The following is a 12355-nucleotide window of genomic DNA, read 5'->3' as shown; positions in this document are numbered from 1 at the left end:
TGAATTAAGTTTAAATAAAAGAGTCTGCGACTCAAAAATGTTGCTCTTTTTTCGGGTTGCTCCCAAACTTTATAATACCCGCAGCATTGCCCCCGCTTTCATCCTCTTTGACTGGCAAGTCGGGGTCTATGTCTCCTTTTTGTACACCTCTGAACCAGGCAATCGCTTGATTGTATCGTTTTTCTCTCAAGCCGAGTTCATGCCCTGCATTGCACAATATCAGAAAGTGCCACACCGCAATATCTTTTACCCATATCAAAAGCAAAGGGTTGCGTTCGTTGCCAACAGCGCCGAAAGCCTTATCTATATCGTAGGCTTTTAGATAGCCTTTCGCTTCGACTAAAGCCCCTTGTATGGCTGCCGTTAGTATGGTCTCATCGTCGCGCTGAATAACTTTTATATTCTCAGCGTATAGATGGGTCTTCATTTCTTCATTTGTCAAAAACATAGCGTTCGGGGTTTAAAGTGTCATAAAAACAAATGCGGTCGAAGTCTTCGCCAGCTTTCAGCTCAGAGCGAAAAAGCCCCTCTTTAATTCGCTTTCTTATCTGCGATCTGTCCCAAACTTTGTACTCATAACCAAAGAAGAAAACACGGTAGCGCTTGCCGTTTTCTTTATGCAGTCTGTCAGCTTCTTTAATAGCTTTGCGTAATGCACCTGGGCGACCTTTGAAACGGATATACAGCTTGAGAAAAGCGTTTTTAATTTTTGTCTTCATAATCGTTAAAATCTTTTATTGTTAGTTGGTTTAGTCCCGAAGCTGATCGCGTCGGGAACTAAAGTGCTTAATTTCTGATTGGCTATAAAATACCCGCCCTCTATACAATCCACACCATCGGCAGGGGCAGACAATCGAGGCGTTACCATCTTGAATTGCTCTTCAAGTCGTTGCATGTGTGGATTGTTCTTTTCTGCTTCGTTCAGTATCAAGTTGCCCATACGGTTAAGCGGTTCAAGATTACCCTCTATACGGGCGAACTTGTCGGGTTTTCGACGCTCATCGGGTGTTATATTGATTATCTTATTATACTTGCTCCTAGCTTGAGCAAAAAGAGGTATAAATACTTGTTCGTAGAATGGATTTTGTAAAGTATTATTTTCTATGTAGTTATATACTTGGTTGCGCTCGACTACATACTTATCTATAAAATAAAACCAATCTACAAACTCGGCGTTGGTAACCCGATCTAAGTAGCCAGTAATAACGTATAGTTTGCCCTCGTATAGTCCGACAAGAAAGCAGGCTTTATTTGAGTTTGCCTTAGCTTTTGTGTTATTACTTGGCGACGGGTCGCTATAATTGATTAAAAAAGGAAACTTATTTAGCGGCGGCACCTTGCCCCAGGTTATCTCTTTGAAAGTATCGCCCTCAGAAATGGGGTTGTTATAACATTCTTTTTGTACGGCTGACGCTGAGACTTGCGATTGTACGATGTCGATTTGCTCTTCTGAGTTTTTCTCAAGCCAAACGCTCGTACCGTATAAAAAATCGTTTTTAGGGTCGGGCTTGTTTATATTTACCATTCGGATATTTTTAATATCCCAAATACCTAGTCCTTTTTTTACCTTTCCTTTTGTTTCGTCATGTACTATTTTAGAAAGTTCTCGCGCTTTATTGCCTGCTCGAACAATACAACAGTCTTTAGCTATAATATTGCCCGACCAAATAGTAAGTAAAGGTTGCGACCAGGAACGGGTAAAATATAGAGCGGTTTCCCACCATTCCCACTTTTTATTAATAGTATCCAGGTTGCGGCAGTCTTCGTCTGTATCAAAGTCATCGGGTAAAAGTATGTCGGGGCGAATGTCATCGACGCGAGTACCACGCGGCGACTGCCCAGCGCCTAAAGCCCGAAAAGCTGCCCCTTTCTTAGTAATAAATTCGCCATTTTCCCATTTTAGCCCCTTTTGCTTACCATAGTAAAACTCGATGCGCTTATTACCCTCAAAGTTGGCTTTGTATGGCGCTAGTAGGCGTTCGGCGTTATCGTAGCTATTCGATACTAAAAGGACGTTTCTTTTCTTGCCCGTTAGCGTCAGATACATAACAATCATCATAACAGTCGTAGACTTTGCCAGCTCCCTAGCCCATGACAATACGGCATAAAATTCGGGGTTGTTGATAATCAAAAGAATGATAGTTATTTGCCACTTTGCAAACTTCGATTTTGCATAGTTCGGAAACATCTCATACATCCACTCAATCGGGTCGGCTTCTAGTTCCTTACGCTTCTTTTCGCGCTCGGCGTAGCTCATGTTTGAGTCTATGGTCGTCTCGGCTTGTATGTTTTGTACATACTTATCCCAGTCTAAAACTGCTTGTTTATCTGCTTGCTTTTTTGCCATTACTTAAGCCTTTCTTTTATAAAAGCATCGAAATACATTGTTAATTCTTTGGCTTTCTCAAGGTCTGACAAGCGCAGCCAGTCAAGGAACTGTTTTGATACGCTGATAATATCGTTTAGCCCCGTCTCTGTTTCTAGTTTTTGAATAGCAGACGCAAGCTTCGTTATTATATCAGCTTCGGCAGTTGTAGCCACACGCTCGGCGATAGGGCGCTCTAATATTTTTTCTTGTTGCAGTTGTAGTTGTTGGTATAGCCTGGCTAGTTGCTCTTCGCGCGTGATTGTAATAGATGTTTTCAGCAGTTGCCAATTTTCACTATTTACCCACTTGCTGATAGTTGCGGGGCGAACTTCCACGCGTTCGGCAATCTCAAGCTGAGTAAGATTTTCTTTAGTGAATAGCAGCTTAGCCCATTCTTTCTTTTGGCTATTTGTCAGACTTTGTTTTGCCATACCTTTTTTACACAAAACTAGCCCCCTAAAAGATGCTAAAAAAGAAAAGTTACAAGCGTTAAAACAATGATTACAAGTGTTGTAATATTTTTTGCGAAGCCCTTTTTTTGCCTTTTACTTTGTCCTAAAACATGCGAAAAATGGCAAAAGATAAAGAGTCTCAAAATAACAATACGCATCGTTTCGTACTACTGGACGAAAGCGTAGTAACCTATGGTTTTAGAGTATTGGTTGCGGGCGTGGATATATCGCAATTTCAGCGTAACCCCGTTTTCTTGAGTTATCATTTCGACGATAAGCTGCCGATAGGTCGCTGCTCCAACGTATGGAAAGAAGACAAGCAGATACTTATAGATGTAGAGTTTGACGAGGCAGACACAGACCAGGAAGTACAACGCATCATTGGCAAGGTAAAGAGAGGCTTTATTAAAATGGTCTCGGCTGGGCTTGCTGATTTGATATTCAACGAAGACCCTAAACTCATGCTTGAGGGGCAAACCTTACCCACAATTATAAAATGTCGTTTGCGCGAAGCTTCTATCGTAGGCATCGGGGCAAACCATAACGCGCTGAAACTATACGATAGTGAGGGCGTAGAGATAGATATAACCGACGAAGTAAAACTCTCTGATTTTATTAAACCATATAAAAAAGTAAACAATATGAATGAGGAATTACTAAAACTATTAAACCTATCCGATAAAGCGGACGATAAGGCTGTTATCTTGGCTATTGTAGCGCTAAAAGATAGTAACAAAACTTTGACTGATGCAAACACAGCTTTGCAGGCTAAAGTCGATAAACTGGAACTCGCCGACAAAGAAGCGAAAAAGGCAAAAGCTGCCGAGTTGGTAGACGCTGCAATTAAAGAGGGGCGTATCAATGCAGACGCCGAAGGTAAAACTCGCAAGTCGTGGATTGACTTATTCGATAGTGATTTTGAAAAAGCTAATAATATGCTGGCTGGTCTACCTGGTCGCAAATCTGTAAAAGAGCAAATTGACGAAGCTGGCGAGAGTTCAAAAACCGAATTAGCCGACCTACTGGCGAAGAGCTGGGACGACCTGGATAAGAGCGGCAAGCTGGTAATTCTTAAGGATAAGTACCCCGACGCGTATGCCGATAAGTTTAAAGAGAAATTCGGGAAAGCTCCCAACGCTTAATCACTCTTTAAATAGTCTTTAAAGGCAATTTAAACGAAACTATTTTATAACTAAAACAGATAGAAACAATGAAACTGAAAACTTTATTTGTGCTTATCACAGCACTATTATTTAATGTCATAGGGGCGCAAGCTATGTCTTTCGCTTCGGGCTTGCCTTTTGCCGCTATTTTTGGCGGTGGGGCGTTGCTTAGCCTTTTCGGTGGGGCGGCTTCGGGTCATGTAAATATGGCTATTCAAAAAGAGATTTGGATGTCTACAATAGTCGAGGGGCTATTTGCTGACAACTCATTCTTAAGTAAGGCTATTAATGCCGACGAGTTTGTCAATATGGGTAAAGTGGTACATATCCCGAACGCTGGGGCTGCATCCAAAACTGAAAAAAATAGAACTACCTTACCAGCCACAGTGAAAAAACGTACCGACAAAGATTTAACATTTAATCTTGATGAGTACACTACCGACCCCGTACTTATCTCTCACGCCGAGACTGTCGAACTTTCTTACAATAAACGCGAGTCTGTAATACGACAAGATAGGTCGAAACTTCACGAAGATGTAGCCAACGGAATTTTATTCTCATGGTCGCCAGCAAAAGCGAATACTATTCTCACGACTGGTGAGGCTATTGCCGCCCATACTGACGCTGCAACTGGCGAAAGAAAAGCGCTGACAAAGAAAGATGTCAATAATGTAATGAAGCGATTTAATAAAGACGATGTGCCTCAAGAGGGGCGTTATTTATTGCTTGATGCTGATATGTATAGCCAGCTTTTGGACTCTATGACAGAGAAAGAAGCGGACGCGTTCCACAACCTGGCAGACCTTAAAAACGGCGTAATAGGTAAGCTTTATACATTTAATGTAATCATGCGCTCCAAAGCTCTTCGCTATACTGGTGCGACAGCCCCAAAAGACTGGGAAACAGCAGGAGCAGCAACAGACTGCGCGGCGGCTTTGGCTTGGCATCAAGATTCTGTATGCCGCGCTTTGGGCGAGGTTGCAGCTTTTGAAAATGAAAAAGACGCAACTTTCTACGGCGATGTGTATTCGTTCTTGTTGCGTGCTGGCGGTCGTCCTATGCGCGACGATATGAAAGGCTTATTGGCAATTGTTCAAGATACTGCTCAAGCAGCAGGATAACCCGTTCAACGATGCCAAACAAATTACAATATTTAGTAATCCATTGCACAGCAACGCCCCAGGGGCGCGAGGTTACAGCCGACGAAATTCGTCGCTGGCATACTAGCCCGCCCCCCGCTGGGCGAGGTTGGCGACAAGTGGGCTATCGCAGGCTAATACATTTAGACGGGTCGGTCTCTGAGCTGGTCGCAAACAATGACGACAATATCGTAGACCCGTGGGAGATAACCAACGGCGTAGCTGGTAAGAACTCAATATCTCAACATTGGGTATATGCTGGCGGTGTGGCGTTGGATGGTAAAACCCCGAAAGATACCCGTACGCAAGCCCAAAAAGATACATTGGAAACGCTGGTAAAAGATTTTAACCGCCGTTTTCCTACTGTCAAGATAGTCGGGCATAATCATTTTGCCGCAAAAGCCTGCCCGTCGTTCGACGTACAAGCCTGGTTAAAACAAATAGGTATTAATCAAACTCTCTAAGGATTTATGGAAGCTTTTATAGAGATATTTCAAAGTATAGTAATGCCAGGCGTAACGCTGATTGTCGGTTACTTCGGGTGGAAAGCTAACGCCGAAAAAAACAAACTGAAAGCAGAAGTCGAGGGCATGAAAGCTACTAACGTAGCCAAAGAAATAGAAAATCAAAACAGTTGGATTGACCTCTATAAAAAGCTCCATGACGATTTAGCTCTTCGTCTTACGGACGCTGAAAAAGAAATATCGGAACTTAAAAAAACAATTTATATACATGAAGTTGCATTTCAAAAGGCTAACGCTTGCCCTTATGGCAATAATTGCCCTATCATTCATGAGCTGTCGAAGTCGAAAAATATTAACAAGCGAAAAAAGAGAGCAGACGACACAGACAACCGACAGCGTGAGCCGCCTTGAACGCCGCACAGTCAAGCCGATAATCACGCCCCAGGCGACAGCTAAATTAAGCATCAAACCCGAAGACCTGGCAAAGCTACCCCCAGGGGCAAAGTTTGAAAACAAACAAGGTAACGCCACGGCTACTGCAAAGGTAGCGCCTGATGGCACAATAGAAATAACAGCCAACTGCGACAGCCTCGTCCTCTTAGTCGAAAATTTAGAAACTGAGGTGTATCGTTTGCAAAAGGAAAACAAGGCACTTGTAACCAATATAAACAAAAAAGAGACCGTAGAGCTTAGCGGTTGGCAACATTTTCAGATAAAAGGCTTTTGGGTCTGTATAACGATAATAGCAATTTATTTAACATATAAAAGAATAAAACGAAAATGGCAGAAGAAAAATTAAAAATAAAATGGCGCGTTGCGGGTATTGACTTTTCTGATAATACCGATATTAAAGACAAAACGACAGCAAACGCCGCAGCTTGGGTTACAGCACCGAGGACTTTACGCGACGACGAGCTGCTGATTACACCGCCGACAGTCAATAAAAACCCTATCTATTCGCATGAGGCAGATGCGCCCGAAGAGAACGAGATAACCATCGGCGACCCGCGTAATATTACGGGTTCATTTATCAAAATGACAACCGCGCAACTGGTAGACCTTGTTGGCGGCAAGATGGACGGCACGGCTTACGTTATGGAAGATGTACTTAAGGTACTCAAGAAAGCAATACGCATCAGATTTCAAGGCGGCGGTTGGGTTGTATTTCCACGCGTCGAGGGTTATGTGTTGCTTGATATGAATGTAGGTTTTGAGGGTAGAATAAAAGCTCCTTTTGAATTTACGCCTTTAGCTTCTGACGATGGCAAGTCAGGCGGTATTTGGGAAACCGACACGTCGGCAACAGCCCCAGCCGCAGCACCACTGGCAGCCCCCGCGAATACTGGAACGACTAAATAATTTAGGCTATGGCTGATACTCAAGTAAAAGCCGCCAATCTATTATTGGATAGGGGTATTCGGTTTAATATACCCGATGCCCCTTTCCTGGATAGAATAAGGCGCAAAAACAAGTTACTCATTCGCCCGCTCAGAGGGGGTACGATTGCCGAAATAGCGGTACTCATTCTTGAGAATGAGTTAAATAAACCTTTGACAAATGTAGAACTGCATGCGCGCCTGAAAGTGATAAGCAAGATAATAGCCACGGCGATACTCAATGACAAAGAAGATATTGCACTCAAGCGCGACGAGCTTGCCGAGCGCCTGCATTGGAAAATACCCGCTCATATTCTTATTAAAGCTTACAGATACATAGAGGACTTAAACGAATATGAGGGTTTTACGAATATTACCAACTTCTTCAATCGGACAATAAAAGTGATCATGACGAAGAGGACGGGGCAGAAGATAAAAGGGAGTCAAAAAAGCGAACAAGAGTAATCGGCTTACATAGCCCTTTTGGTTTAATTCAGCAGCTTAAAAAGAATTACGGCTATACGCATGAGTATATACTTTGGGGGCAACCCTGGATATTATTCTTGTTAGAAATGGCAGACCAGCCGCAGACCGTAACCATGAGCGCCGAAGAGATAGAAAACGAAAATACACCCGTTGTCAGCTCTGCAAACGATGCTTTGCAGATGTTAGGCAGAAAAAAACAATAAGACAATGTTGGAGCCAGTAGAGATAGATATAAACATGAACCAAAACGTCAGCGAAGAGTCTGAGAGGGCGACGCAGGGCGTTAATGATATGACTAATTCGGTTGATGTTCTTGAAAAAGAAATAGCCCGACTCGAAAAGGTCGTTAAGGATATGTCTGTCGCCCTGGCTGAGCAAGAAAAGATTATAGAGTCTTCGAATGCTGATTTTGGCGAGTCCGAAAGCCGAATAGAGAGTATGCGGGAAGCTTTGGAAAAAACAAATAAAGAGCTTGCCACTTATCGCCAGGTAGCCGAGCAGGCAAGCGCTGCCGTATCTCAAGGGGCAGACGTTACCAGCGTAATGAATGATGTAACCGAGGCGCTGGCTGAGACTGAGGCAACCCTTACCGAGAACGCACAAAACCTTATAGATAATCAGAACGAGATAAACGACGCCCTGGACGATGGGGCTGAAAGTGCCGACACATACAGCGCGTCGAACCAAATACTTAGCGAAGCCCTTAAGCGCGTTGCTACTGCTTTGGGTATAGAAAATACTCAAGTAAGAAACGCGGTTACAAATGTGCATGTTATTACTGCCGCCAAAAAGGGCTGGTCGAAAGCCGTAAGTATTTTAACGACTAACCTGGGCTTGTCTACTATGGCAAGTAAAGCGCTTTTATTAACGGGTATCGGGGCGCTTGTCGTAGGTATAGGCGCTTTAGTCTTTGCCCTTAAGTCCTGGTATGATGCCAACGACGCGAATAAACGCGAAATGGAAAATCTAAACAGACTGAGTGAGCTTACGGCTAAAAATTTAGGCGATTTAAGAACAAAGTACGCACAGTTGCGCAGCGAATGGCAAGCCGCAGCCTCAGACCTAAAAACAAAAGAGGCTTTAGTATTGAAAAATATTGACGCGTATAACTCTTTCGGGGTTGTTATTCGTGATGTAAACGACGCTGATAAATTATTTACAGAAAATACGCCCGAAGTTATCGAAGCCATGAATAAGCGGGCGATGGCTGCCGCAGCTATTGAGCTGGCAGGCGAAAAATATAAAGAGTCCGTTCAAAAACTGATGGACGCCGAAGCCCGAAAAGACAACCCGACCTTTTGGGATAAGACAAAGGGTTATATGTCCTGGTTCGGTCTTCAATCGGCAGGCATACATGAGGACAGAGGCAAGCTAATAAAAGAGTGGGCAGAAAAGGGCGCGGCTGATGAAAAAACAGAGGCGGGCAAACTGGAAGCCGAAGCCCTGGACTTTATTAAACGAGCGATGGGCTGGTCTGATGAAGCAACTAAGGAACTCGAAAAAGCGGGCTTGGATAGTTCGGACAAGATTGCCGAGAACTCAAAAAAACACTTTGAAAATATACGTGACGCCAATCAAAAGATAATGGACTCTATGTCTAAAGATATGATAGGGTCTAAGGCGTGGAATGAAGCCAAAAAGAAACGAGACGAAGCGACTAACATGCTTACACTTTGGGATAAAACTAAGCCTGCCAAAACAAACCCCGAAGAGAAAGCAGCCGACAGCCTTGAGAAAATGTCTTACGATATTCAGAAAAAAATAAGTGACGCCCGCGTAAAAGCGATACATGAGGGCGCAGAACGTGAGCGCGCGGCGGCAAAAGCTGAATACGAGCAGACCCAGGCTGATATAGAACAGAAACTTAACAAAATAGCCGAGCTTGAGAAAAAGACGGGTAAGCCTGCCAAAGAACAACGCCTCGGTTTATTAGAACTTGACGTAGCGGCGACAAAACAATACGAGAACGAACTAGACCGTATAAACGCTCGCTCTAAAAAAGATATAGACAGTATCTTCGCCGAAGTGAATGCGCGTTTTGCCTCTGAGCTTGATAGAAACATAGCCGAGATAAACGGCTACTATGCCAGCCTTATAGCCGAAGCTGAAAAGGCGGGGGCTAGTATTGAAGAGGTGCAACGGCTGAAAGATGCCCAGCAAAAAGATATAGACCGCGCAGGCATTAACGACCAGCTACGCAAGGCAGACCTTGACGAAGCCCTCGAACTGGAAAAAGCGGCGAACCTTGAAAGTATAGGACTGACAACCATAGCCGAGCAGACCAAATATGAGATAGTAAAAAAATACCTGGCTGAGCGTATTAAACTATTGCGCGAACTGGGCGATGATTCGGCAAATAAAGAGGCTGATATTTTAGAGGAACGCCTCAAGGGTATGCAGTCAAAAACGGGGTCGAAAAGTATAACGGGGCTTGTCAATGGCGCATTATTTAAACAAGTTTCTAAAGGCTTTGAGCAGGCGGGCATGTCTGCCGAAGATGCCGAAAAGAAAGCAAGCTCATTGTTTGGAAGTGTGCAAAAAGGTGGGGCGACCGCTTCGGCTGTTATCGGCGAGGTCAAAGGCATGTTTGGCGGCTTAAGTGAAGAGTTCGACGCCGCACTTGACAGCCTGGGCAGCATTGCCGAGGGTTTTGCTACGGGCGGTATCGCTGGCGGTGTAATGGCTACCATCGGGCAAGGTATTAAAATGTTTTCTCATTACCGCCAGGTAGAGAAAGAACACCAAAAGGCACTTAAAGAACTTGCCCTGGCTAAACTCGAACTGCAACGACAATATAACCTCTTGCTACTCAAAGAGCAGCTTTATTATAAGCAAGGTAGCAGCATATTCGGCACAGACCAAATACGCAGCGCGGCTAACGCGATCAATACCTACCGCGATACAATGAAAAAGCTTAAAGAGGAAATGCAGGGCGACTGGACGCCTAACAAGCAACTCGAAAAGGCTTTAGAGAAACAAGTCTCAAAAGGCGGTTTCATAGGTGCAATTTACAAAGGTCAATTAGACGACTACAAGCTACATTTAGAAGCTTACAACAAAGGACTTGCAGCGCTGGCAGATGTAGATATAGTAACGGGCAGCAAGAAAAAGGGCGCTCTTTGGTGGCGTAAACGCGTAGATGTTTATTCGCCTTTGCTTGAGGTCTACGACGACTTGATAGATAAAGAGGGTAATCTAAACACGGCGCGACTTGAGGCGGTAATCGCCAACGAGAAAATGAGCGACGAGAACCGCGCCTTACTTCAATCTTTGTTAGACCTCGACGCCGCAGCCAAAGAAGCCGAAGAGCAGCTAAAAAGCTACTTAAGTCAAACTTTCGGGGGCTTGGGCGACTCGCTGGCTGATAGCATCGTTACGGCATTTAGGACGGGCGAAGATGCTGCCCTCTTATTTAAAGAGAATGTTACCAGCGTACTCGAAGACCTTTCTAAACAGATGGTTTTTAGTTTGTACCTAAAAGAAACATTCGACAAACTGGAAAAAGATATACAAGGCGCATACGAAGACCTCGCCAGCGATAAGCTGACAGAAAAACAACTATCTGAAAAGATAACGAATATACTGGGCGGGTTCTTTGGCGGTCTTGATGCAGACGTAGAAAAGGCAAACAAGTTTCTTGACGAGTTTTGGAAAAATGCAGAAGCTAACGGCTTCGACCGACCAGAGGGCGAACGCCAGGGAGCAACGGGCGGCTTTGCCAACGCTTCGCAAGATAGTATAAACGAACTGACTGGCGGCGTGTATGCCGTGCGTCAGATGGTGGGCGATATACGAAACGACAACCGCGAACAGCTACTTATTGACCGTACTATTTTGGGACAGTTGAATATTTTAGTTGAACGCTCCGAGTATTGGTTCTTTCTTTCAGACCTGGACGATATTAAAAAGAGCTTAAGCAGCATAGAGTCTTACGGCTTAAAAATGAAATTGTAAAATGAGGGGTAGTGTAATTATAAACGGCGTAGATATTGCGGACTTTGGGGCTTTTATTCTCAGAGGCGGCGACCATGACATATTGACCATGCCAGCGCGTACCGAACCGAAAAAAAACAACTGGTTCGAGTATGATGGTCTTGATGTCGATTTGTCTGAGGTGTTTTTTAATGCCCGCTCCCTGCTTATTCAGTTCTATTTATCAGCCGATAATAGCTTTGAATACGAACTAAATTTAAGCCTCTTTTCTTCACTGATTACAAGCGGATATATAAATTTATACAGTCGCGAATTTAATCGAACATTTAAATACCGCTATTTGTCAGCTACCGAATATAACCACAAAGGCGGGCTATATAAGCCAGGGGACAAGCGCGGGGCTTTTACAGTTAGCTTTTCGATGGATGACCCTATACAGTTATTTAAAGACCCAACCATTCTAGCTCCCAACTCTACCTATAAGCATGCTACTCATATATTGCTTAACGGTATAGACCTTGGAGAATTTGGTATTATTGTAAACGAAGCGTATAGCTCCATGCTTAAGCTCCCAGTCGTCAAGGCTCCATTAACCCGAAGCTTTGCTCGCCGTTCAGGATTATGGGCTTATCCTAATTCAAACCCTAGATTCGAAGCAAAGGAGATAGCTTTAAAATGTACAATGCGGGCTGATAGCCGTGAGGAATTTTACCACAATTACGAAGCACTTTTTAACAACCTCTCAAAAACCAAATCTTTACAAATCGAAAGTTATATCGGTGAAGCTGAATGCTATTACAGTAAGATGGAAGATTTTAAAAAAATGGGAGTTTTCTCGCGTGGTATATTGGTTTCTTTTACTCTTAAACTTATACAAATTGACGCGGGGCTAACCGTGTTTGTGCTTGGAGCTGAGGACGGCTCAGCTTTATTGACAGAAGCAGGCGAATATATTGAAATAACAAGATAGTAAC

Annotated in this window: 13 protein-coding genes; 9 read left to right on the top strand and 4 right to left on the bottom strand. The window is 43.8% G+C overall.

The window, feature by feature from the left end:
* Nucleotides 1-31: 31 nt before the first annotated feature.
* Genes DHU68_RS05745 through DHU68_RS05730 form a run of 4 tightly spaced genes read right to left on the bottom strand, consistent with a single transcriptional unit; the run spans nt 32 to nt 2799 of the window.
* Nucleotides 32-448, bottom strand: coding sequence for a phage protein Gp36 family protein (locus DHU68_RS05745; protein WP_108822014.1), 417 nt, complete (start codon nt 446-448; stop codon nt 32-34).
* Nucleotides 432-719, bottom strand: a complete 288-nt coding sequence (locus DHU68_RS05740) for a hypothetical protein (protein ID WP_108822013.1) — start codon at nt 717-719, stop codon at nt 432-434. The genes DHU68_RS05745 and DHU68_RS05740 overlap by 17 nt, the downstream gene beginning before the upstream one ends.
* Nucleotides 720-724: 5 nt before the next feature.
* On the bottom strand, nt 725-2347 hold the full coding sequence (locus DHU68_RS05735) for a hypothetical protein (RefSeq protein ID WP_108822012.1): 1623 nt from the start codon (nt 2345-2347) through the stop codon (nt 725-727).
* Nucleotides 2347-2799, bottom strand: a complete 453-nt coding sequence (locus DHU68_RS05730; protein WP_108822011.1) for a DDE transposase family protein — start codon at nt 2797-2799, stop codon at nt 2347-2349. Before DHU68_RS05730 ends, DHU68_RS05735 begins: the two co-directional genes overlap by 1 nt.
* 140 nt (nt 2800-2939) lie before the next feature.
* On the opposite strand from DHU68_RS05730, the gene DHU68_RS05725 reads away from it, so the two are divergent.
* From DHU68_RS05725 to DHU68_RS05685, 9 genes are all read left to right on the top strand, one after another.
* The gene (locus DHU68_RS05725; RefSeq protein WP_160111081.1) at nt 2940-3962 is read left to right on the top strand and encodes a hypothetical protein; all 1023 of its coding nucleotides are present in this window, start codon (nt 2940-2942) and stop codon (nt 3960-3962) included.
* A 68-nt stretch (nt 3963-4030) separates the two neighbouring features.
* Nucleotides 4031-5104, top strand: coding sequence for a P22 phage major capsid protein family protein (locus DHU68_RS05720; protein ID WP_255412458.1), 1074 nt, complete (start codon nt 4031-4033; stop codon nt 5102-5104).
* 11 nt (nt 5105-5115) lie between these two features.
* Complete coding sequence (locus DHU68_RS05715; protein WP_108822009.1) at nt 5116-5586, top strand: N-acetylmuramoyl-L-alanine amidase; 471 nt, start codon at nt 5116-5118, stop codon at nt 5584-5586.
* Nucleotides 5587-5592: 6 nt separating this feature from the next.
* Entirely contained in the window at nt 5593-5997 is a 405-nt protein-coding gene (locus tag DHU68_RS05710; RefSeq protein ID WP_108822008.1) for a hypothetical protein, read from the top strand.
* Nucleotides 5984-6385 carry a hypothetical protein gene (locus tag DHU68_RS05705; RefSeq protein WP_108822007.1) on the top strand — a complete coding sequence of 134 codons (402 nt, stop codon included), beginning with the start codon at nt 5984-5986 and terminating at the stop codon, nt 6383-6385. Before DHU68_RS05710 ends, DHU68_RS05705 begins: the two co-directional genes overlap by 14 nt.
* A complete protein-coding gene (locus tag DHU68_RS05700) occupies nt 6367-6945 on the top strand; it encodes a hypothetical protein (protein ID WP_108822006.1) in 579 nt (192 codons plus the stop codon). Before DHU68_RS05705 ends, DHU68_RS05700 begins: the two co-directional genes overlap by 19 nt.
* An 8-nt stretch (nt 6946-6953) precedes the next feature.
* Nucleotides 6954-7427 carry a hypothetical protein gene (locus DHU68_RS05695; RefSeq protein WP_108822005.1) on the top strand — a complete coding sequence of 158 codons (474 nt, stop codon included), beginning with the start codon at nt 6954-6956 and terminating at the stop codon, nt 7425-7427.
* 228 nt (nt 7428-7655) lie between these two features.
* The gene (locus DHU68_RS05690) at nt 7656-11402 is read left to right on the top strand and encodes a hypothetical protein (RefSeq protein ID WP_108822004.1); all 3747 of its coding nucleotides are present in this window, start codon (nt 7656-7658) and stop codon (nt 11400-11402) included.
* Between the two features lies 1 nt (nt 11403).
* Nucleotides 11404-12351 (top strand): hypothetical protein, encoded by a 948-nt coding sequence (locus DHU68_RS05685; protein ID WP_108822003.1) that lies wholly within the window; start codon nt 11404-11406, stop codon nt 12349-12351.
* Nucleotides 12352-12355: the final 4 nt, after the last annotated feature.

It is taken from the genome of Dysgonomonas sp. Marseille-P4361 (assembly GCF_900343125.1).
In the GTDB taxonomy this organism is placed as follows: domain Bacteria; phylum Bacteroidota; class Bacteroidia; order Bacteroidales; family Dysgonomonadaceae; genus Dysgonomonas.
Note: the sequence above shows the minus strand (reverse complement) of the source record. Positions and strands in the feature narration are given on the sequence as shown.

Coding starts and splice junctions, on each gene's coding strand:
- DHU68_RS05700 (WP_108822006.1), top strand. CDS start 6,367: ATGGCAGAAGAAAAATTAAAAATAAAATGGCGCGTTGCGGGTATTGAC.
- DHU68_RS05715 (WP_108822009.1), top strand. CDS start 5,116: ATGCCAAACAAATTACAATATTTAGTAATCCATTGCACAGCAACGCCC.
- DHU68_RS05745 (WP_108822014.1), bottom strand. CDS start 448: ATGTTTTTGACAAATGAAGAAATGAAGACCCATCTATACGCTGAGAAT.
- DHU68_RS05735 (WP_108822012.1), bottom strand. CDS start 2,347: ATGGCAAAAAAGCAAGCAGATAAACAAGCAGTTTTAGACTGGGATAAG.
- DHU68_RS05720 (WP_255412458.1), top strand. CDS start 4,031: ATGAAACTGAAAACTTTATTTGTGCTTATCACAGCACTATTATTTAAT.
- DHU68_RS05695 (WP_108822005.1), top strand. CDS start 6,954: ATGGCTGATACTCAAGTAAAAGCCGCCAATCTATTATTGGATAGGGGT.
- DHU68_RS05740 (WP_108822013.1), bottom strand. CDS start 719: ATGAAGACAAAAATTAAAAACGCTTTTCTCAAGCTGTATATCCGTTTC.
- DHU68_RS05710 (WP_108822008.1), top strand. CDS start 5,593: ATGGAAGCTTTTATAGAGATATTTCAAAGTATAGTAATGCCAGGCGTA.
- DHU68_RS05730 (WP_108822011.1), bottom strand. CDS start 2,799: ATGGCAAAACAAAGTCTGACAAATAGCCAAAAGAAAGAATGGGCTAAG.
- DHU68_RS05725 (WP_160111081.1), top strand. CDS start 2,940: ATGGCAAAAGATAAAGAGTCTCAAAATAACAATACGCATCGTTTCGTA.
- DHU68_RS05690 (WP_108822004.1), top strand. CDS start 7,656: ATGTTGGAGCCAGTAGAGATAGATATAAACATGAACCAAAACGTCAGC.
- DHU68_RS05685 (WP_108822003.1), top strand. CDS start 11,404: ATGAGGGGTAGTGTAATTATAAACGGCGTAGATATTGCGGACTTTGGG.